At 60.8% G+C, this 19,842-nt stretch carries 18 protein-coding genes; 11 read left to right on the top strand and 7 right to left on the bottom strand.

Annotated features, from left to right (window positions below):
* Positions 1 to 80: 80 nt before the first annotated feature.
* Positions 81 to 1,619 carry an amino acid ABC transporter permease/ATP-binding protein gene (locus BS629_RS40275; protein ID WP_018245872.1) on the top strand — a complete coding sequence of 513 codons (1,539 nt, stop codon included), beginning with the start codon at positions 81 to 83 and terminating at the stop codon, positions 1,617 to 1,619.
* A 95-nt stretch (positions 1,620 to 1,714) separates the two neighbouring features.
* Positions 1,715 to 2,851 (top strand): NAD(P)/FAD-dependent oxidoreductase, encoded by a 1,137-nt coding sequence (locus tag BS629_RS36715; protein WP_018245871.1) that lies wholly within the window; start codon positions 1,715 to 1,717, stop codon positions 2,849 to 2,851.
* A 47-nt stretch (positions 2,852 to 2,898) separates the two neighbouring features.
* Here the strand turns inward: BS629_RS36715 and BS629_RS36710 are convergent, their stop codons facing one another.
* Positions 2,899 to 5,406 carry a methyl-accepting chemotaxis protein gene (locus tag BS629_RS36710; RefSeq protein ID WP_018245870.1) on the bottom strand — a complete coding sequence of 836 codons (2,508 nt, stop codon included), beginning with the start codon at positions 5,404 to 5,406 and terminating at the stop codon, positions 2,899 to 2,901.
* A 420-nt stretch (positions 5,407 to 5,826) separates the two neighbouring features.
* On the opposite strand from BS629_RS36710, the gene BS629_RS36705 reads away from it, so the two are divergent.
* Entirely contained in the window at positions 5,827 to 6,333 is a 507-nt protein-coding gene (locus BS629_RS36705; RefSeq protein ID WP_018245869.1) for a hypothetical protein, read from the top strand.
* Between the two features lie 23 nt (positions 6,334 to 6,356).
* On the opposite strand, the gene BS629_RS36700 is transcribed toward BS629_RS36705, so the two are convergent.
* Positions 6,357 to 7,085 carry an endonuclease/exonuclease/phosphatase family protein gene (locus tag BS629_RS36700; RefSeq protein ID WP_018245868.1) on the bottom strand — a complete coding sequence of 243 codons (729 nt, stop codon included), beginning with the start codon at positions 7,083 to 7,085 and terminating at the stop codon, positions 6,357 to 6,359.
* A 122-nt stretch (positions 7,086 to 7,207) separates the two neighbouring features.
* On the opposite strand from BS629_RS36700, the gene BS629_RS36695 reads away from it, so the two are divergent.
* Positions 7,208 to 8,170: a lysylphosphatidylglycerol synthase domain-containing protein gene (locus tag BS629_RS36695; protein ID WP_026188713.1), complete on the top strand. Its 963-nt coding sequence runs from the start codon at positions 7,208 to 7,210 to the stop codon at positions 8,168 to 8,170.
* On the opposite strand, the gene BS629_RS36690 is transcribed toward BS629_RS36695, so the two are convergent.
* Positions 8,117 to 9,643: a phospholipase D-like domain-containing protein gene (locus BS629_RS36690; protein ID WP_018245866.1), complete on the bottom strand. Its 1,527-nt coding sequence runs from the start codon at positions 9,641 to 9,643 to the stop codon at positions 8,117 to 8,119. The two genes, BS629_RS36695 and BS629_RS36690, sit on opposite strands and share 54 nt — an antisense overlap.
* A gap of 104 nt (positions 9,644 to 9,747) precedes the next feature.
* Between BS629_RS36690 and BS629_RS36685 the strand changes: the two genes are divergently transcribed.
* Positions 9,748 to 10,992 (top strand): DUF763 domain-containing protein, encoded by a 1,245-nt coding sequence (locus tag BS629_RS36685; RefSeq protein ID WP_018245865.1) that lies wholly within the window; start codon positions 9,748 to 9,750, stop codon positions 10,990 to 10,992.
* 21 nt (positions 10,993 to 11,013) lie between these two features.
* On the opposite strand, the gene BS629_RS36680 is transcribed toward BS629_RS36685, so the two are convergent.
* The 4 genes from BS629_RS36680 to BS629_RS36665 all read right to left on the bottom strand — a co-directional run bounded on the left by BS629_RS36680 (position 11,014) and on the right by BS629_RS36665 (position 14,599).
* On the bottom strand, positions 11,014 to 11,463 hold the full coding sequence (locus tag BS629_RS36680) for a pyridoxamine 5'-phosphate oxidase family protein (RefSeq protein ID WP_018245864.1): 450 nt from the start codon (positions 11,461 to 11,463) through the stop codon (positions 11,014 to 11,016).
* Positions 11,464 to 11,561: 98 nt separating this feature from the next.
* Positions 11,562 to 12,479, bottom strand: coding sequence for a DMT family transporter (locus BS629_RS36675; RefSeq protein WP_018245863.1), 918 nt, complete (start codon positions 12,477 to 12,479; stop codon positions 11,562 to 11,564).
* A gap of 183 nt (positions 12,480 to 12,662) precedes the next feature.
* Entirely contained in the window at positions 12,663 to 13,964 is a 1,302-nt protein-coding gene (locus BS629_RS36670) for an MFS transporter (RefSeq protein ID WP_018245862.1), read from the bottom strand.
* Between the two features lie 182 nt (positions 13,965 to 14,146).
* On the bottom strand, positions 14,147 to 14,599 hold the full coding sequence (locus BS629_RS36665) for a MarR family winged helix-turn-helix transcriptional regulator (protein WP_018245861.1): 453 nt from the start codon (positions 14,597 to 14,599) through the stop codon (positions 14,147 to 14,149).
* Between the two features lie 201 nt (positions 14,600 to 14,800).
* Here BS629_RS36665 and BS629_RS36660 point away from each other — a divergent pair, with 201 nt between their 5' ends.
* The 6 genes from BS629_RS36660 to BS629_RS36635 are packed head-to-tail and all read left to right on the top strand — an operon-like array spanning position 14,801 to position 19,832.
* A complete protein-coding gene (locus BS629_RS36660) occupies positions 14,801 to 15,340 on the top strand; it encodes a flavin reductase family protein (protein WP_018245860.1) in 540 nt (179 codons plus the stop codon).
* A 10-nt stretch (positions 15,341 to 15,350) separates the two neighbouring features.
* Positions 15,351 to 16,583 (top strand): flavin-dependent monooxygenase, encoded by a 1,233-nt coding sequence (locus tag BS629_RS36655; protein WP_018245859.1) that lies wholly within the window; start codon positions 15,351 to 15,353, stop codon positions 16,581 to 16,583.
* Positions 16,584 to 16,630: 47 nt separating this feature from the next.
* Entirely contained in the window at positions 16,631 to 17,611 is a 981-nt protein-coding gene (tsdA, locus tag BS629_RS36650) for a gamma-resorcylate decarboxylase (protein WP_018245858.1), read from the top strand.
* Position 17,612: 1 nt separating this feature from the next.
* A complete protein-coding gene (locus BS629_RS36645; RefSeq protein ID WP_018245857.1) occupies positions 17,613 to 18,671 on the top strand; it encodes a maleylacetate reductase in 1,059 nt (352 codons plus the stop codon).
* A gap of 19 nt (positions 18,672 to 18,690) precedes the next feature.
* Positions 18,691 to 19,539, top strand: coding sequence for a dioxygenase family protein (locus tag BS629_RS36640; RefSeq protein ID WP_026188712.1), 849 nt, complete (start codon positions 18,691 to 18,693; stop codon positions 19,537 to 19,539).
* Positions 19,536 to 19,832, top strand: a complete 297-nt coding sequence (locus BS629_RS36635) for a YciI family protein (RefSeq protein WP_018245855.1) — start codon at positions 19,536 to 19,538, stop codon at positions 19,830 to 19,832. The genes BS629_RS36640 and BS629_RS36635 overlap by 4 nt, the downstream gene beginning before the upstream one ends.
* Positions 19,833 to 19,842: the final 10 nt, after the last annotated feature.

Here is a 19,842-nt window from a genome sequence, read left to right as displayed (position 1 = left end):
CGCCCGCTCATGGCGGGCGGCTTACCAAGGCTCTGCCGGACGGCGGCGTCTGCGCCGAGCACGAATTCATGGGGATCTGAATGAACTGGCTTGAAAATCTGCGCCGCAGCTTCCTGGACTGGGATGCCATGGCGGAAGTTCTGCCGAGCATGATCAGCGTCGGCCTGAAGAATACGCTGATCCTGGCCGCCGCCTCGACCGTACTCGGTGTCGTCATCGGCATGACTCTCGCCGTGATGGGCATCTCGCAGTCACGCTGGCTGCGGCTGCCGGCACGCATCTACACCGATGTTTTCCGCGGGCTGCCGGCGATCGTCACGATCCTGATCATCGGCCAGGGTTTTGCCCGGATCGGGCGTGAGATCTTCGGTCCATCGCCATTTCCGCTCGGCATCCTGGCGCTCAGCCTGATTGCCGGAGCCTATATCGGCGAAATCTTCCGATCGGGCATTCAAAGCGTCGAGCGCGGCCAGATGGAAGCCTGCCGGGCGCTCAGCATGAGCCACGGGCAGGGCATGCGCCTGATCGTCATCCCGCAAGGCATCAGGCGCGTTCTGCCGGCGCTGGTCAATCAATTCATCGGAAACGTCAAGGATTCCAGCCTTGTCTACTTCCTGGGATTGCTCGCCTCCGAGCGGGAGATATTCCGTGTCGGGCAGGATCAGGCTGTCGTCACGGGCAATCTTTCGCCCTTGTTGCTGGCGGGCGTCTTCTACCTCGTCATCACGGTGCCGCTGACCCACTTCGTCAATTATATCGATGCGAGACTGCGGCTCGGAAAACAAGGTCGCGGCTCGGGTGCTGCGAGCGGATTAATCGAGGTGAGCGAGCTGCAGGCCGCCACCGGCCCAGGTCCCACAGCCAAGGCGGCGGAGGAGAGTACGCCGCGCTTCAAAGGCGGCGCCCTGAACATCCGGGACCTCACCATGGCCTATGGCGATCTCGACGTGCTGAAGGGGGTCGATCTCGACATCGCCGCCGGTACCGTCACCTGCATCATCGGCCCTTCCGGCTCGGGCAAATCGACGCTGCTGCGCTGCATGAACAGGCTTGTCGAACCGAAGGGTGGTGACATCCTGCTCGATGGCGAGAGCATCCTGGCGATGAAGCCGGAGAGGCTGCGCCGGCGGGTGGGGATGGTGTTCCAGCACTTCAACCTGTTTCCCGACCACACGGCACTCGAGAACGTCATGCTTTCGCTGACCAAGATCAAGAAGATGCCGAGGCAGGAGGCGCGGCGCATCGCCGAGGCACGTCTGGCCGATGTCGGTCTTGCAGGGCGTAAGGATCATCGGCCCGCAGGTCTGTCGGGTGGGCAACAACAGCGCGTCGCCATCGCACGCGCGCTGGCCATGGATCCGGAGGTCATGCTGTTTGACGAAGTGACGAGTGCGCTCGATCCCGAACTGGTGAAGGGCGTGCTCGACCTGATGGCCGCCCTCGGCCGCCAGGGCATGACGATGGCCGTGGTGACGCATGAGATGGGATTTGCGCGCAGGGTGGCCGACCAGGTCGTCTTCATGGATGAGGGCCGCATCGTCGAGGCCGGCTGCCCGAAGCAGATCTTCGACAATCCCCGAAGCGAGCGGCTGAAGCGCTTCCTTGCGGAAGTTCTCTGAAGCGCCCGAGGCAACGCATGGTGCCCCGGTCGTCCTCACACCGGCTGCGCCGGATTTCACCCGCTGTAGCAAGAGCAGAAAACAAGGTTATCGACATGAATGCTTCCACCAAACCCTTGAAGGTCGTCGTCATCGGTGGCGGGATCTTTGGCGTCTCGACATCAGTCCATCTGGCGCGGCTCGGGGTCCGCACCGTGCTCATTAACGACGGTCCGCTTGCCAACGGCGCCTCCGGCCGTTCGCTTGCCTGGCTCAACTCGGCGCGTAAACGCGCCGATGCCTATCACCGGCTGCGTCTGGCCGGCATAGATCGGTATCGCACGCTGGCCGCCCGATATCCCAATGCGCCGTGGCTGCGCTTCGACGGCGGCCTGACCTGGGATGCGGACGATGGTAGCAACGAGATCGCCGAGATCTTCGACTATGAGCGCGATCTCGGCTATCACGCGCAATGGCTCGCCCCGGCAAGGATTGCCGCGACGACGCCGGGTGTCGACGCAAGCGCCGTGACGCCGCAAGGCGCGATCTTCAATCCCGGGGAGGGCTGGGTCGATCTTCCGTCCTTGATCGGCACGCTTACGGAAGAATTCCGCACGCTGGGCGGCGAGATCGTCACGGACGCCGGTCGCGCGACGGTCGATATCGAAGGCGGGCGTGCCCGTGGCGTGATCACGGCCGACGGCATGCGCCGCGATGCGGATGCCGTGCTGCTTGCTGCGGGCGGTGACGTTCCCGCGATCGTGGCTGAGGTCGGCCAGCATATCGGCGATGCAACGCCTATTGCGCTTCTCGTCAGGACCAAGCCGCTCCGCCATCCGCTGAAGGCGGTGCTCAACACACCTCGCATTGCCATCCGCCCGACGCCCGGCGGCGGCTTCGCGCTCGATTCCGCCTGGTCCGAGGAAGAGGTGAGCGTGAAGCCCGACGGCAGCTATGATGTCAGGCAATCGACGCTGGAGGGGCTGCTGCGCGAGGCCTCAAGGGTTCTCGAAGGCAATCCGCAACTGGAGATCGAAGATTATGGGGTCGGTCCGAAGCCCATTCCGGGCGATGGTGAGCCGGTCTTCGGCGAGTTGCCGTCAATCCCTGGTTATTTCGTTGCCTTCAGCCATAGCGGTGCCACCCTCGGCCTGATTGCCGGCGAACTGCTGGCGGACGAGATCGCCACCGGACGCCGCCATCCACTGCTGGCGGACTTTCGGCCGGAGCGTTTCAGCGCATCGCGACGGTGAAGGTCGCGATGCGGAAGCTTGAGCCGCTCGCCAAGCGGATGACCGTTCTATGCCGCGGCGGTTCGACGAAGCGCCCCCGTTTGCTCCAATTGGAACTGATCGATCAACTGGAGGAGTATCCTCGTCTCGTCGGCAAGTTCCTTCGTCGCCGCGCTGGTTTCTTCGACCATGGCCGCATTCTGCTGCGTCATCTGATCCATCCGGTTGACGGAAGAATTCACTTCATGGAGGGCGTTGTACTGCTCTCTGCTCGAGCGAGCGATGACGTCCATCTGCTCGGAGGCGGTGACCACTTTCGCCGAAATGCTTTCGAGGACTTCGCTCGTCTCGCGGACGACACGCGCTCCGTTGGTAATCTCCGTCTGCGAACGTCCGATGAGCTGTTTGATCCTTTGGCCGGCCTCCGCGGAGCGTTGAGCCAGATCGCGCACTTCCTGGGCCACGACCGCAAAGCCTTTTCCGGCCTCGCCGGCGCGGGCCGCTTCGATGCCGGCGTTCAGGGCAAGCAGGTTCGTTTGGAACGCGATTTCATCGATGACGCCGATGATTTGAACGATCTCGTCGGATGCCGCTTCGATCTTGCCCATCGCGTCGATGGCGCTTGCAACGACCTGGGATGACGAATCGGCCACCTGTTTGGTGTCCGTGATGATCTGGTGGGCATCATCGGCGCAGGCCGCCGACGAACGAACCGTAGTAGTGATCTCTTCGATAGCTGCGGCTATCTCTTCGAGTGCGACGGCCTGTTGTTCGGTGCGCCGCGCAAGATCGTTCGCGGCAAGATCCATCTGACCGGCGTTCCCTTCGATCATCCGGGTGTTGGTGCGGATCTGGTCGATCGTTTCCTGCAGCCGGAGGAGCGACGAGTTGAAATCGTTACGAAGCTGCTCCAATCGGCCGAAGAAGGGGGTTGCGATCGTCTGAGAAATGTCGCCCCGTGCCAGACGTCCGAGACCTTCCGCCAGCGCCGTAACCGCGAAGTCTATCTGCTCTTCGACCGTGCGTTTTTCTTCATCATTGCGATGCCGCTCCTCCTCGGCCCTCGATCGCTCGACCTCGCTACGCTCCTCGATCTCGACTTTGGCGATGGCATTATTCTTGAATACGCCCAGGGCGCGGGCCATATCGCCGATTTCATCGGCTCGGCTGTCACCGACGATGGATGTTTCGAGTTTGCCGTCCGCCAAGCGCCTCATAGCCGAGGTGATCTGATTGATCGGCCCCTTGAGCGTAACGGTCAGCCCGACGCCTGCGAGGATTGCGATCACCACGCCGAGGATCGTCGTTCCCAGGGACATCGAATTGGCATCCGCGCGTTCCTCAGCAGCATTCTGCCGCTGCACTTCGGCGAATGCAGTCAACTGAGACCACATCCGGTCCACGTCGGCCGCGGCCAAATGGAATTCGTCCTGGCGCTGCGCGCTGATGCGAACGAGGTCGGTGGCAGCCTTCTGCATTTTGTCCAGCGCCGGCAGAAGCTTGGCTTTGAGATTATCGAACTGCGCGACACCGCCGGCATTGGAAATCAGCGTGTCCAGGCCCTTTCTGACAGCCGCGATTTCCTGCGAAAGCCGCTGGAGATTGGCGTCCGTTGGCGCCAAGGTCAGTTTCGCCATAACGATCTGAATCACGTAAGCCGAGGTCGTGAGTTTCTGGCCGTCTCTCTGGCTGGTTTTGGCGCGCTCGACCGTTTTGGCGGTCTCGGCCGCCTTATCCGTAACCGCCTTCACGCGCCGTGAGGCGACCTCCTGCAATTCGGGCAGCCTGCCGACGATATGGCTCGTCGCATTCCTGAGACCGGCTGTACGCTCCTCGGTCTGGCTGGAGGCTTCGACAAGCGGCTTCAACGAAGCAATGGCATCGTCAATCGCCTTTTTGGCTTCCGGTGCCTCGCCGCCGAGCGCCATTCCCACGATGCGCTGCTGCCGGGTGAGTTCCTCCATATCGGGGCCGCCGATAGGGGCGGCGGCTTGAGCCTTGTCGTTTAGCGATTGGGCGAAGGAGGCGAAGTCCGAAATGCGCTGTGCATCGCCCAACGTATTGCGGGCTTCATCTTCCTGCATGTCGGCGGCGCGCTGGAGGACCTTGGAGCCTTCAACGATATCCGTCTGGGACGACACGACGACGCTCTGCGCCTTCTGTAGATCGGTAAAGAGCGCCGACCGAGTTTCCTGAAGTTGCCACAGTGTATCCATGCGGGCCGAAATTCCGTCGATGGAAGACAGCGCTTGCTCCAGCTCCTGCTGACCGCCGCGATCCGCGGTGAGCCTATCGATGCCGGATTTCAGAAGAACGCGCTGATCGGCAAGTTTGCGGGTGACAACATCGCGGTTTTCTTGCGTGGCATTGGCGAGGAATTCGCCCATCGCGGCCGACAAATCGCGAAATCCGCTCAACGACTGCAGAACGGAATTGGAAATATCCATCCGCCCCTGAAGCAAGCTCGACGCATAAAAACCGGTCGCACCCACGGCCATGATGCTGAAGACGAAGGGAACGATGAACACCATCACCTGCGTCTGGATGCGAACACGTGACAACAGCCTTCCCAACATGAGTCCCTCCTCGGCTCACAGTCTCGTTGCGGCGCCTTGGCGCAGGGCTGTTGCAGATCGCCTCCCTTCGAGTGAAATCCTCCTTCCGCCTGAGGCGGCAGCCACGGGTTTGCTCGCAACCAACGGCTGCTCGCCCCTCCTCTTGACCTTCCGAAATTCCTAGATCCGTCGGAAGGAAATGGCTTGAAGCAGACAATCAATCTCGGGTGAAGATACCGGTCCCCTCGAACCGGCTCTGCACATAATCCCTGCCGGACGCATGACGCATCAGTGGAATAAATATTTCATACTGCACAACTCGTGAAATATTCGTTTCAATATTCGCCGAAACCAGCATTTTGTCCAGCCCGAGGGCGGGCAGCCGATGCATCCTTCTGAGCCGTCGGGCGTTCTATCGCCAGGAACAACTGGAGACGCATCATGTTCAAGGACGAACGCGGGGACATCGGCACAGACAAGGGTATGCGCGACGGTGTGGAAACCGCACCGGCCTCCTTCGAAGAGGCGAATATCAACCCTGATCTCATCAGACGTGAGGGTTTTGCCAGCGAGGCCGAGTATCGGGCGTATATTGCCACGCTCGGTGGTCATGCCCCGGTTGAAGGCACCGTCGAGGAACCTCTCCTGGTCTCCGATGGTCATGCCCTCGAAGGCCGGCTGCGAGAACTGAGAGAAGAGATCGAAAACCTTCGCGCTCGCCTTCACGTGATCCAACAACAGGCCGCGACCGTCGTTACAGAGAACGTCCGATGGGCCGATGCAAGCGCTCATGCGCAGCTCGGCAATCAGCCCTGGCTCAAGCTGGCAGCCGCAATGGCGGCGACCTTCGTCGTCACGAGGGGCATCAGGCGACTGCCTCTGGGTGCCGTGGCGACGACGGCGTTGCCGTTGGTGGCGGCGGCGATGAACCGGAAGTTCGCCAGGTGAAAATCGTCAGCAGCGATGACTGATCAGGCGAAACCGATTTCGGCAAACAGAGGGAGGTGGTCAGAGGCAACCCTTGTCAGGCGGTTTTGCAGGACCGCCGCTTGCTTGACGATGAGATCGTCGCTGACGAAGATGTGGTCGAGGCGCATCAGCGGGTAACGGGAGGGAAAGGTCGCTCTCGGCGCGGCGTCGCCTGCGAGCTGGGCGTCCTTCAATGACCGCGTGGCAAGTCGGTAAGTCGCTGATGACGGAATGGCGTTGAAATCGCCGCAGAGAATGGTGGGAAGAGGCTCGTCCGCCGTGCCGCGCAGCCAGCCCGAGTTCAGCAGCGTCGTCATCTGCCGGATGCGCTCGCGGCCGCGAAGGCCGAGATGGGTGTTGATGACCAGCAGTTTTCTGTCGCCGACCAGTATTTCGACGGATAAGGCGCCCCGCTGTTCGCCGATGGACGGCAGCGGGCCGGCCTTGACCGCGCCTGTCGGCAGCGAGGTGATGATCGCATCGCCATACTGCTCCTCGGCAATCGACAGGGCCGGATGGAAATGCGCCTGCATCTTCAGAAGCGAGGCGATCGCGTGGGCCTGGTCGACGCCGCCGGTCCTGCGCCTGAGGACATCGACCTCCTGAAGCGCGACGATATCGGCCTCAGCTTCAGCGATGACGGAAGCGATGCGGCCGGGATCGAGCTTCCGGTCACTGCCGATGCAACTGTGGACGTTATAGGTCAGGAGTCTGATTGATTTATCCGGCATAGGCCCGCTGAAAGCTCGTTCCCCCGGGGAACATAGAACTTGTTCCCCGGGGGAACACGGAACTCGTTTGATCGTTCCAGATGATCGAGCCGTGGCGCTCGCATCTCGGAAATGGACAATCGATGAGCTTGAAAAGCATAATCTGGAATGGACTGCTCGTTGCCGCCCTTTGTCTCGCGGTCTTTCTCCTCTGTCGGATCTTCGAGCAGTATAGTCTGGGAGAGATCGTCCAATCGGTCCGCAGCATACCTCTTTCGACCTTTTGCACAGCACTGCTCTTCGCGGCGGCATCCTATCTGTGCCTCGGCTGTTTCGATCTCCTGGCGATCCGTTCGCTCGGCAAATCCTTGCCCTATTCCAGGATTGCGCTGGCGTCCTTCATCAGCCTCTCGCTCGGCCACAATATCGGCTTTGCCGGGCTGAGCAGCGGCGCCTTCCGTTATCGTTTCTATTCGCGCTGGGGACTGACAGCGGAGGACGTGGCGAAGATCATCCTGTTTTGCGGTGTCACCGTGGGGCTCGGGCTGATCACGCTGGGTGGTCTTGCGATGATCGTCAATCCCGGCGATGCCGGACGCCTGCTGCGCATCGATCCTGCAAGCGTCCGCATCTTCGGTGCGCTGGCGCTGGTCGTGCCGGTCGTCTATTCGGGCCTGGCGTTCTTCATCCGCGGCACGTTGCGGCTGTGGCGCTGGTCATTTCAGCTGCCGCGATTTTCGATCGCGGTCGCGCAGGTCGGGGTCGGGACGGTCAACTTCATGCTCGTGTCCGCCTGTCTGCACCAGATGCTCTCTGCCTTCGGCGACGTCGCCTTCTTCAGGTCGGTGACGGCTTACGTCCTCGCCAATTCGGCTATTCTCGCAACGCATGTTCCAGGCGGTCTGGGCGTCCTCGAGGCAACCGTCTCCTATGCCGTGCCGAAGGAGGCCTCGATCGGCGCGCTGATTGCGTTTCGCTGTGCCTATTTCTTCATTCCGCTGGTGTTCGGCACAACGCTTCTCGTCATCAGCGAGGTGATCTTCCGCTGGAGATCACGCGGGGCGGATGAGGAGGCGGACGAGCGCGCCGAGGCCCAGTCGGTCTAGAGGGGCGAAGGGTCGAACCGGGTCGAAGAGCGCGGTGCCTGAAATCGGCGAAATGCTGCCCGGCAGCTCGACGGTGAATTCCCGCAAGCCCCGAGGGCCATCATTGAGCGCGTCGACCGCCTCGATCAACGAGCCGCTTTGCATAAAGGCTGCGGCAAAGCTTTCCGGGGTGGTTCCGAGATATTCCGAAAGCAGGCGATTGCGCAGATCCGCGATCGCGCGGCGATGCTCGTTGTTGCCGGCCTCGAACAGCATGTCGCATTCGCAATCCAGTCCTTCCGAGCGATTGTTGAGGTTGGAGGAGCCGATGCGGACCAGCTCGTCATCGGCGATCATCAGTTTGGAATGGACGAGCACCTCGACCTCGCCATTCTCTCCAGGCGGGACTGGCTCGGGTACGATTGGCCCGGGCACGACGGCATAATAGACGCGCAGGCGGTCCGCACGATCGGCGCGTTTCAGGCGGCGGATGACCCGGTCGCGATTGCCGCCCATGACAAGCTTTTCGATCAGCCCGTGAGAGCTGCGCGTGCAGATGATGACGACTTCAGGCCCGTCTTCCTCCTGCAGTCGCGCGGCAATGGCGTCGGCGACGCGGAAGGAGGCGAGATATTGCGCCTCGATGTAAAGCTGCCGCCGAACCCGGGCGATGACGTCCAATGTCATGGCGATGCCGTCGCTGATGCCGGGGCGAAGTGCGGTCGACGGCTCCGTCAGCGCGAAGCTGACCGCGATCTCCCTCATCGAAACGGCGAGATCCTCCGGCCAGGCGAAAGGGACGTCTTCGGCCAACGACAGGTGGTTTTCGCCGGTAGCGTTTTCCCAGCGCTGCCTGACGATATCGCCGATCAGCCTTGCGGCGTCGCCGGTGACCATTGCCTGAACGTCATGCAGCGGATCGTAGGAAACGCCCTTGGGGTCACGTCGCAATTTATCCTTGGCGCGGTGGAGCCAGGTGTCCCACCGGCGCGACGTCAGGTCTATGCCGCCGATGAAGGCGACGGCATCGTCGATACAGACGAGTTTCTGATGGTGACAACCGCGCAATGTTGGCTGAGGCTCGAAGCGTAAATCGATCCGCCCATTTCTGGGAAAGTTTTTCTTCCGCAGCACCCGCAGGGACTTGTCAGAATAGACGGGGCCGAGCGCCCAGATGAGGATGCGTATTTCGAGCTCCGGATTTACCGCTGCCAGGGCATGCAACAGGTCGGCCAGCGTTTCGTCGGACTTCTCGGGTTCCAACCGGATGTTCGGATTGAAATCCCACCCGACGATCCAGATGGTGCGCCGCGCCTGCCGCAACGTGCGCGCCAGCTCGGCGAAATAGCTGTTGCCGTTGATCAGGAAGGCCGCCTTGGCAGCACTCCCTTTCAGGCGCAAGGCGCTGCCCTCCTGTTCTTGGCGGTCGCCCGGCCGTTGTGATTTTGTCTGGGGTAAGCTCGGGTTATTGAAGATGGTTTCGAATGTCGTCATGATTGCCTCGGCCTCTAACTGGAGCACAAACGCCCGGAATTTGCCTGGGTTCCCCGATGGCGTCGGACGACGGCCGCCTGCGATGCAGAATGCAAGGAAACGAGATGTCACAACGAGCAGGCAGCGCCGATCTTCCCCTTCACGGGGGACGCGTGCCGCATTGGCTGGGCGACCGGATGACGCGGTTGGGAACACTGATCACCGAGGCGATCGTCCATCACTACGGCCGCGACGAATTCCTGCGCAGGCTCGCGCATCCCTTCTGGTTCCAGTCCTTCGGCGCGGTCATGGGCATGGACTGGCATTCTTCCGGTATCACGACCAGCGTTCTCGGCGCGCTGAAGCGCGGGCTGAAGCCCCGCGCCGGCGAGCTCGGCCTGCATGTCTGCGGTGGTCGTGGCGCGCATTCTCGCAAGACGCCGCAGGAGCTCGTCTCGATCGGCGAGCGTGTCGGCCTTGACGGGGAGGGGCTCGCGACCACGAGCCGTCTCATCGCCAAGGTCGACAGCGCCGCCCTTCAGGACGGGTTCGACCTCTATCTGCACGGGTTCATCGTCGCCGATGACGGCCATTGGGTGGTTGTTCAGCAAGGCATGAACGGCGACAAGCGTCAGGCCCGGCGGTATCACTGGCTGTCCGAAGGGCTGGAGAGCTTCGTCGACTCGCCGCATGCGGCAATCGAGGGACGGAGCCAGGGCGAGATCGTCAATCTTGCCGACAGGCGCGCCGAACGCTCGCGGCGCGGTCAGCTCGATCTGCTGGCGACCCTCGGTCCCGACCGAATCATCCGTGAAGCCGCCGCACTGCTGCGTGCCGAAGCGCCGGCGCCCGAACCCGCCGAACAGCCGATGCTGCCGCACCTGATCATGCCTGCCCATCACGATGTCCGCGAGAGTGACGTCAACATGCGGCGCCTGCACGGAAATCTGGCCGCCGCCGCCGACCGCGGGCCAGCGGATTTCCAAGAGTTGCTGCTCGTTCCCGGCGTCGGTGCCCGCACGGTGAACGCTCTGGCGATGGTGGCGGAAGTCGTGCACGGTGCGCCCTGCCGATTTTCCGATCCGGCGCGCTTCTCGATCGCCCATGGCGGCAAGGATCGCCATCCTTTTCCGGTCCCGCTCAAAGTTTATGACGAGACGATCGCCGTGATGAAATCGGCGGTGCAGAAGGGCAGGCTGGGACGCGAGGAGGAGTTGCAGGCGCTCAAGCGCCTGGACGACCAATCCAGGCAGCTGGAACGCTATGTGACGGGTCCCGACCTCAAGGAAATCATCGCCTGCGAATTTCGCCAATCCGCAGATTTCGGCGGCCGGAGCGTCTTCGGCTGGGAGGAGCCGTCCGCGGAGTAGGGCACCCTTTATGCCATTACCTTAACTCGCTGAGCGAGCCAGGGCGACCTCGCCGTTTTCCTCACCATCCCAGTACCGGATGGAGGACGCTGAAACCTTGATGAGAACGATCCCAGGAGTGTCCACTCCGTCAGGAAACCACCGCTCGAGATCGGGGATCCAATGTTCTTCGAGTGCCGCCTTATCCCGTACCAGCGAAGCGACGCCCTCGACAGCAATGAAAATCCCCGGCTTGCCGAGGAGGCTGGGAGGCGCCGTGAACGTCAGCGAGACGGTGCCGACGCCTTCGATCTCCGTGATTTTTCTGCTGTCTTCATAGGAAAAGAACCAGGAATCCCCATCATATTCGACGTCGCCGTTGTTGCTCATCGGTCGGGCCGAGATGCGGCCCGACCCGGCGTTCGTCGACAGCATGCAGAAATCGATCTTCTTCAGTTGCGAGGATAGGTCTTCGAGGGTCATGGATGCCATTGAAATCTCCCATGTTTGAATGCTCGGGAGTAGCGTGCAAGCGTCCAGATTGTTCCGTGGAAAGTCCACGGAAGCTACAGATACGCAGCGCTATAGCTTCAATGGCCGTCGGGCGGGACGGCCTCAGTCGGAACCGTCTCTTTCAGATTCTTCCGGTGGAAGATGAACAGCCCTGCAACGACGATGATCGCGGCACCGATGATGATCTGCATATCGGGAACATCGTTGAAGAAGAGGTAGCCGAGGACGATTGCCCAGAGCAGCAGCGTATATTGAAGCGGCGCGAGCAGCGATGCCGGTGCGAGCTTCAGCGAGCGCGTGATGAGCAGATGCGCGCAGGAGGCGACGATCCCGAGCAGCAGCATGCCGGACCAATCGACGAGCGTTGCCGGCTGCCAGTGGCCAATGCTCAAGACGATACCGATCGCGAGGGCCGCAATCGTCTGCCATGTCACCAGAGTGGTATCGCTGGTCGAGCGCAGATAGCGGCTCATCACCAGAGACAGCGCAAAGGCAAAGCTGCCTACAAGACCGAAGAGCGATGGAAGCGACAGCATCGCCGTGGATGGACGCAGCGCGATGACGACGCCTGCAAAGCCGATCAGAACAGCCAGCCAACGGCGCCAACCGATCTTTTCTCCGAGAAAGAAATGCGAGAGCGCCGCGATATAGATCGGTCCCGCCATATAGAAGGTCATCACATCTGCGAGCGGCAGATAGGCGACGGCAGCATAAAACAGCGCGACATCGCAAGTCGCCATCAAAACACGTATGAACTGGAGGCCTTTCTGCTCGACGCGAAACAGGGCCATCGGCCCTTGCCGGAGGATCATTGGTCCGAGCACGATGAAAGCGCCGACCGAGCGGATCACCAGCACCTGGCCGACGGCAAAGCTCGCGACCAGCCATTTGCCCATTGCATCGTTCAGTGCAAAGAGCAGATCGCCGAGCAGCATCAGCACGACGCCTGTTATGATCAGGTTTCCGGCGTTGGCGACACCCGTCTGGGTCTTCATCTGTGGCATCCTCGCAAAAACGGCCGCGCATGCGCGGCCGAATGCGGCTTCTGCCTTAACACTGCCGATGTCAATGGTCAGTTTGAAGCGATTGCACTCGAATTGGGCAGCGAGATGTCTCTTTAGGCACTTGTGCCCACTTGTCGGCAGGTTCTGGATGCAGGCCTGCCGACAACCTGGCCGTCAATCAGCCTTTTTTCGATACAGCAACGTCATGAGTGCGAGCATGCATCCCAAGGCTGCTACCGATGCGAAGATGTAGAAGTTCCACTGCGGAGCCAGGCCTGCACCCAGAACCGCACCGCCGATGGCCGGTCCTATCATGCCTCCGATACGGCCGATGCCGAGCGAGAAGCCAAGGCCGGTTCCACGGATTTCGACCGGATAGAGGTTTCCAACGAGAACGTTGGCGAGGATCTGCGTGCCGATCGTTCCCGTACCTGCAAGTGCGACGAGACCATAGACCTGGAGGCCCTGATCCACCTGCGTCAGCAACCAGATCGAGCCGGCTCCGACAAGAAACATCCCTGCAACGACTATCTTGACGTTTCCGCGGTCGGCAATCCTTGCGCCGATCAGGAGGCCGACTGCGGCTCCGAGATTGAGCGTTACCGAGAAGAGCAGGGCAGAACCGAGGTCATAGCCCATCTTGTTCATGATGGTCGGAAGCCAGTTGACCATGCCGAATGTGAGCAGAAGCGAACAGAAGTGGATGCCCCATGCGTTCAATGTCGGCAGCAGGCGACCTTCGGAAAACAGCGACCGGATGCCGACCTGGCGTGACGCAACAGGCCTGGCGACGGGATCGGGCAGCCCGTACTGGTTTGCAATCTGATTGGCTTCGGTCTGGCGGTTCTTCGTTGCCAGCCATTCAGGGGATTCGGGGATGAGGCGGATGAAGAAGGGCAGAAGCAGGATCGGTGCGCCGCCGATGATCATCAGTGGACGCCATCCGTATGTCTGCACCAGCAGCATTCCGAGGATACCCGAGATGATGCCGCCAGCCAGATAACCGAGAAGAGCAATCGAGTAGGCTATTGCCTTCCGCTTCGGCGGAGAAAACTCGATGATTAAAGCGGTTACCGTGGGAAAAAGAGCTCCAAGGCCCAGACCGGCGAGAAAGCGTGTTCCCTCGAAAATGAGAAAGCTCGGCGCAAGACCGCTGCCGATCATCATAACGGAGAAGCTCAGCAGGCTGCCTATGATGACCTTGCGGCGACCTATCCTGTCAGCGAGTGTTCCGGCAACGAGAGCGCCCAGCAGCATACCGAACAGGGTGATGGAGGCAGCGCGTCCCACCAGGCCGGGCGTCAGGCCCCAGCTGGCTTCGCCGAGCAATGCCGGCGCGACGGCGCCGTAGACGATCAGGTCATAGCCGTCGAACAGGATCAGCAGACCGCAAAGAGCGATGATGATATTCGGGCTGCGAACGTGTTCCTTGATAATAGCGAGATCTTGTATGGCCAATTTTCCCTCCCCATACATTTGAGTACAAGAAGTACGCTCCTGCCAGCGGCAGGTCCGCGTCGATCCATGTACAAATCCTCCTGGATCGTTGCCGGCGTGGTTCCTCCCAGCGCCAGACTCGCCCGTGAGAGGGCGATGTCAAGACAACGATGACACGCTATTAAATACTTGCGAATAAAATATTTGCAACTGCAAACTTTTCAGCTCGCAACTTTTCCTTTTCCGGATATTGCCGGCAGGTTGCTGTGCATGCGGCGCAGCGCCTTCTTCAGGGCTGCGACCTCTTCGTCCGACATGTCCTGCACCGCGGTGCGTTCAAGTTCCACGGCAAGCGGCATAAGCCTTTCCGTCATCGCCTCGCCCTGCGGGGTCAGCCTTACGATGACGATACGGCCGTTATCTTCCGGACGTGTTCGCGACACCAGCTTGCGCTTGGCCAATGTACCGACGAGGCGCGAAAGCGTCGAAATCTCGACAGAGACGACGTCGGCGAGATCCCCCAGGGTGCTCTCCCGGCGTTCCTTGAGCATGGCCAGGACCCGGTACATCGCCACGCTGAGATTGTCTTCGGCGATTCTCTGCGCGAATACCTCGGCTATCCGCACGCCGGCGCGATTGAGAAGATAGGGAACGGAATCGGTAAGTTTGTACATGTCTCTGTCTGCTGGCGGGATTCGGCTTGCTGAGGGCTCCCTCCGACATGCACCTAAATTACCGGGATGACAACACGATTGGCTTTCTGCTGCCGAGAACGGCTGGGTAGATCAAGCATTTTCCCGTCTAATTTCTAAATTTGCATTGACAATAGTTGCAAATGCAATAATTTGGACACCAAGGAGACACGGGAGGAAATCATGTCTGCCACTGCTGCCCTCGGCATAGCGCCGGCCCCCGCACCGATCAGCGATGCGTTTCGATCGACCATGCGCCGTTTCCCGGCAACGGTGACGGTCATTTCCGCCTGTCGCAACGGTGCCGATCATGGAATGACGGCTACTGCCGTCACATCACTTTCGATGGATCCGCCATCTCTCATTATCTGCCTGAACAATCGCACCTACCTGCACGACATGCTGCTCGAGGTGCCGGAATTCGCAGTCAGCGTTCTGACCGACAGGCAGGCAGCCGTATCGGAAGGGTTCAGCGGCAAGATTGCGCCTGAGCGTCGCTTCGATGCTGCCGATTGGGTTCGCCATGAGCGCGGCATGATGGTGCTGGGCTCCGCTCATGCCTCGGTTGTCTGCCGCCGTATGGGCGCGGTTCCCTATGGAACGCACACGATCTTCATCGGGCAGGTGGTGGATACACGCCATTCCGACGACACGACCGCGCTGATGTACGAGAACTCGAAATATTGCGCGCCACAGCACGCGCTTCCTGCATCCCAGAACTGAAGGTAGTTCCATGAACAATACAGCTGCCCTGTTTCCCGCCTCGGCGCGGGTTGAGAACGCATGTCTTGCAGATCGTATCGCCCCGGTGTTGGACGAGATCAGTGCCGGCGCGCGCGACACGGAAAAATCCGGCCGCGTGCCGGCACGCAATATTGATCTGCTGCGCTCCGCCGGCTATTTCGATATCGTCAAGCCTGCCCGTTTCGGTGGCGACGAAGGATCGTTTGCCGAGCTTGTCGATGCAAATATCCAACTGTCGTCGGCCTGTGCCTCCACCGGCTGGGTTGCCGGCCTCCTTTCGGCGCATCAATGGCTCCTCGCCATGTTCGATGAAAGGGTTCAGCAGGAAGTGTGGGGCAGCAATCCGGATGCGCTGCTCTGCGGTTCCTATGCGCCGGTCCGCATGGCGGAACGCGTCGACGGTGGCTTCCGGTTAACCGGCGATTGGGCCTTTGCAAGCGGATGCGAAAATGCCCAGTGGGCGCTCTGTGCGGCGATCATTCCGCCAAATGGCGAGGGGGAGCGTCCTGTGCCGGCGTTCCTTCTGGTTCCCGCCAGCGATTATGCCATTGCCGAGACCTGGGACGTTGTCGGCCTCGCGGGCACCGGCTCAAAAAGCCTGATCCTCAAGGATGTCTTCGTTCCGGAATACCGCATGCTGAGCTTTCCGGATGCGACCTCCGGCAGAACGCCGGGCGGACGTGGCTACAAGGGTATCGGCCTTTTCAACATTCCGCTGCTCATGGGGGTTCCGTTCTGCCTCGGCAGCGCAGCCGTCGGTGCGGCGAAGGGCGCATTGGAGAGCTATATCGACCATATGGGGGCCCGTGTGACACGTGGTGCAGTGGCCGGTGGCAACAACAAGATCGCGGAATTTCCGACGATCCAGCTTCGCGTGGCGGAAGCCTCCGCATCCGTGGATGCCGCCCGCGAAATCATTCTGCGCGATATTGCCCGGGCGCAGCAACTGGCCCAGGCCCGCGAGGATGGCACCGGCGAGATCACCGAGGACGATCGGATTCTCGCCCGTCGTAGCCAGTCCTTTGCGGTCAGCCTGGCCCTTCGGGCCGTGGAAGCACTCAATGCATCGACAGGCGGCCTCGGCCTCCAGATGTCCAATCCTGTCCAGCGGGCATGGCGCGATGCAAATGCCGTCGGGCGCCATATTTCCATGAACTGGGATGCCGTGGGCACCATGGTCGGCCAGCAGCTGCTCGGTCTACCGCCCAAGGGACAATTCTGATCCGCCATCCCCATTGTTTCGACTTAAGACAGGAAAGAGAGCATATCGTGCAAGGCAAGATCGCGCTTGAAGAACATTTCGCCATTCCCGAGACGCTACAGGATTCGGCTGGATTCGTGCCGGGCGACTACTGGACGGAACTGTCCGCCCGTCTTCTGGATATCCAGGACAAGCGTTTGCGGCTGATGGATGCCCACGGCATTGAGAAAATGATCCTGTCGCTGAACGCTCCGGCCGTGCAGGCGATCCCAGATAAGGCAAAGGCCCTGGAAATTTCCCGGCGCGCCAACGACTTTCTGGCGGAGCAATGCGTCAAGAACCCGAACCGTTTCCTGGGATTTGCAGCTTTGCCCCTGCAGGATCCAGATGCGGCCGCGCAGGAATTGCAGCGCTGCGTGACAACGCTGGGTTTCGTCGGCGCACTGGTCAATGGCTTCTCGCAGGAAGGCGACGGAACGACGCCGCTCTACTACGACCTGCCGCAATATCGTCCGTTCTGGGCGGAAGTCGAAAAACTCAACGTTCCCTTCTATCTGCATCCGCGCAACCCGTTGCCGCAGGATAGCCGGATCTATGCCGGCCATTCCTGGCTGATGGGTCCGACATGGGCGTTCGCGCAGGAGACCGCTGTTCATGCGTTACGTTTGATGGGATCCGGCCTGTTTGACGAACATCCGGCTTTGCGGATCATCGTTGGTCACATGGGCGAGGGGCTGCCGTACATGATGTGGCGCATCGACAACCGGAATGCGTGGGTCAAGGTGGAAAAGAATTATCCGGCCAAACGCCCGATTGCCGATTATTTCAACGAGAATTTCTACATCACGACGTCGGGGAACTTCCGCACGCAATCGCTTATCGATGCTATGCTGGAAATCGGCGCGGACCGAATTCTGTTCTCGACAGACTGGCCATTCGAGAACGTCGACCATGCTGCAAACTGGTTCGACAGCACGACCATCTCCGAGGCCGACCGTCTGAAGATCGGTCGCACCAACGCGGTTTCGCTATTCAAACTCGATCGATAGCATGGTTGCACCTTTCAGATACACGGCCAGCGCGGCCCAGGTCTTCTTCGGGAGCGGCTCGTTGAACCGTCTCGCCGAGGCGATTGCAGGGCAGGGCGGCAAGCGCGCGCTGATCCTTTCGACCCCGCACCAGAAAGCGGAGGCCGAACGGATCGCTGCTACCCTCGGTCCGCTTGCGGCGGGACTATTCCACGATGCGACGATGCATACGCCGGTCGATGTGACCGAGCGCGCGATTGCGGCATACAACTTGGCCGGCGCCGATTGCGTGGTCGCAATCGGCGGCGGATCTACGATCGGTCTCGGCAAGGCGATCGCCTATCGCAACGACGCGCCACAAATCGTGGTGGCGACGACCTATGCGGGATCGGAGGTTACACCGATCCTCGGCCAGACAGAAAACGGGCAGAAGACGACGGTCCGCGGGCCTGGCATCCTGCCCGAAGTGGTGATCTACGACCCAGAATTGACATTGGGATTGCCGGTCAACATCAGCGTCAGCAGCGGGCTCAATGCAATGGCGCATGCGGTCGAAGGTCTCTATGCACAGGATCGCAATCCAATTTCGTCGATGATGGCGGTCGAGGGCCTGCGCGCGCTGAAGCAGGCTTTACCTCAAATCGTCAATGCCCCTGGGGACATCGAGCCGCGAAGCGAAGCGCTTTACGGTTCCTGGCTGTGCGGCACGGTGCTCGGAGCGGTAGGCATGGCCCTGCATCACAAGCTCTGCCATACGCTAGGCGGTAGCTTCGATCTGCCGCATGCGGAAACCCATGCGGTCATTCTTCCCCATTCTGCCGCCTACAATGCGGAGGCCGCAGCGGATGCGTTAGAACCCGCTACCGATCTTTTTGGCGGCTCGCTGGGCGGCGGTCTTTATGATTTTGCCGCTTCGATCGGCGCCCCCTTGGCGCTGCGCGATCTGGGTATGAAGGAAGCCGATCTGGACCCTGCGGCGGAACTCGCCGCCCAGAACCCCTACTGGAACCCGCGCCCGATCGAACGGGAAGCGATCCGGGTTTTGTTGGAGAGCGCCTGGGAGGGCGCGCGGCCGCGTTAACGCTTTGGAGGATGGCCACGTGCCCGAATATTTCAGCGAAGAGAGATCCGCGGAGGCCGTCAACTCGCGGATGGGGCGGGACATTAATCCGCGTCTGGCCGAAATCATGGCGTCGCTTGTCAGGCACCTGCATGCCTTTGCCAAGGATATCAGCCTGGCCCAGGAGGAATGGGAGTTGGCCATCGGCTTTCTGACCCGAACCGGCCATCTCTGTCATGACGAGCGACAGGAGTTCATCCTGCTCAGCGATACGCTGGGTTTGTCGATGCTGGTGGATGCAATCAACAACCGGCGTCCGCCGGGCGCCACGGAAAATACCGTGTTCGGGCCGTTCCATGTCGACGGCGCGCCCATACGGCAGATGGGTGAAAACATCTCTCTCGACGGCAAGGGCGAGAGCTGTCTCTTCATCGGGCGAGTGCTGGATCTTAACGGCAATCCGATCGAGGGAGCCCAGATCGATGTATGGTCGGATAATTCCGATGGCTTCTACGATGTCCAGCAGCCGGACATCCAGCCGAAGTGGAACAACCGGGGCATCTTCGTCACCAGCGCAGATGGCACCTATAGTTTCGTCGGCATAAAGCCGGTTTCCTATCCGATTCCGGATGACGGCCCGGTCGGCCAGATGCTGACCTCCCTCGGCCGCCATCCCTACCGTCCTGCCCATACCCATTACCTGATCACGGCTTCAGGTTATCGGAAGCTGGTAACCCACACCTTTGTCGGCGACGATCCCTATCTGGGATCCGATACGGTGTTTGGGGTGAAAAACAGCCTGGTTGCGCCTTTCGAGCGTGTCGATCGTGCGACGGTCTGGCGTTCCGATTTCGATTTCGTGCTGACGCCAGTGGAGAGTGGAGAATGATCGTTGCCCGCTATGCGGTATCCGACCCCGGCAAGGCTGCCGAACGTTCCCGATTGATCGACGAACACAAGGCCTATCTGCGAGGCGCGGCGATCCGCATCCTGCTTTCCGGACCCTCTACACCGTCGGCGGAGGGCAAGGGTTCTACCGCCTTGGTGATCGCGGAAGTCGAAACGCTCGCGGAGTTCGAGGCGTTCAGCGCAGGAGATCCCTTCGTCCAATCCGGTGTTTACGGCAGCGTCGATATCTACGAATGGCGGCCTACTTTTGGGGTTCTTCTAGAGAGTCTCTGACCAGCGTTTC

This window comes from Rhizobium leguminosarum bv. viciae USDA 2370 (assembly GCF_002008365.1).
Classification (GTDB): Bacteria; Pseudomonadota; Alphaproteobacteria; order Rhizobiales; family Rhizobiaceae; genus Rhizobium; species Rhizobium leguminosarum.
The sequence above is the reverse complement of the archived record's forward strand: the minus strand, read 5'-3'. Positions and strand labels throughout refer to the sequence as shown.

What these genes read in the sequence shown, in the direction of transcription:
- BS629_RS40275 (WP_018245872.1), top strand. Translation starts at nt 81, where the DNA reads ATGAACTGGCTTGAAAATCTGCGCCGCAGCTTCCTGGACTGGGATGCC.
- BS629_RS36715 (WP_018245871.1), top strand. Translation starts at nt 1,715, where the DNA reads ATGAATGCTTCCACCAAACCCTTGAAGGTCGTCGTCATCGGTGGCGGG.
- BS629_RS36710 (WP_018245870.1), bottom strand. Translation starts at nt 5,406, where the DNA reads ATGTTGGGAAGGCTGTTGTCACGTGTTCGCATCCAGACGCAGGTGATG.
- BS629_RS36705 (WP_018245869.1), top strand. Translation starts at nt 5,827, where the DNA reads ATGTTCAAGGACGAACGCGGGGACATCGGCACAGACAAGGGTATGCGC.
- BS629_RS36700 (WP_018245868.1), bottom strand. Translation starts at nt 7,085, where the DNA reads ATGCCGGATAAATCAATCAGACTCCTGACCTATAACGTCCACAGTTGC.
- BS629_RS36695 (WP_026188713.1), top strand. Translation starts at nt 7,208, where the DNA reads ATGAGCTTGAAAAGCATAATCTGGAATGGACTGCTCGTTGCCGCCCTT.
- BS629_RS36690 (WP_018245866.1), bottom strand. Translation starts at nt 9,643, where the DNA reads ATGACGACATTCGAAACCATCTTCAATAACCCGAGCTTACCCCAGACA.
- BS629_RS36685 (WP_018245865.1), top strand. Translation starts at nt 9,748, where the DNA reads ATGTCACAACGAGCAGGCAGCGCCGATCTTCCCCTTCACGGGGGACGC.
- BS629_RS36680 (WP_018245864.1), bottom strand. Translation starts at nt 11,463, where the DNA reads ATGGCATCCATGACCCTCGAAGACCTATCCTCGCAACTGAAGAAGATC.
- BS629_RS36675 (WP_018245863.1), bottom strand. Translation starts at nt 12,479, where the DNA reads ATGAAGACCCAGACGGGTGTCGCCAACGCCGGAAACCTGATCATAACA.
- BS629_RS36670 (WP_018245862.1), bottom strand. Translation starts at nt 13,964, where the DNA reads ATGTATGGGGAGGGAAAATTGGCCATACAAGATCTCGCTATTATCAAG.
- BS629_RS36665 (WP_018245861.1), bottom strand. Translation starts at nt 14,599, where the DNA reads ATGTACAAACTTACCGATTCCGTTCCCTATCTTCTCAATCGCGCCGGC.
- BS629_RS36660 (WP_018245860.1), top strand. Translation starts at nt 14,801, where the DNA reads ATGTCTGCCACTGCTGCCCTCGGCATAGCGCCGGCCCCCGCACCGATC.
- BS629_RS36655 (WP_018245859.1), top strand. Translation starts at nt 15,351, where the DNA reads ATGAACAATACAGCTGCCCTGTTTCCCGCCTCGGCGCGGGTTGAGAAC.
- BS629_RS36645 (WP_018245857.1), top strand. Translation starts at nt 17,613, where the DNA reads ATGGTTGCACCTTTCAGATACACGGCCAGCGCGGCCCAGGTCTTCTTC.
- BS629_RS36635 (WP_018245855.1), top strand. Translation starts at nt 19,536, where the DNA reads ATGATCGTTGCCCGCTATGCGGTATCCGACCCCGGCAAGGCTGCCGAA.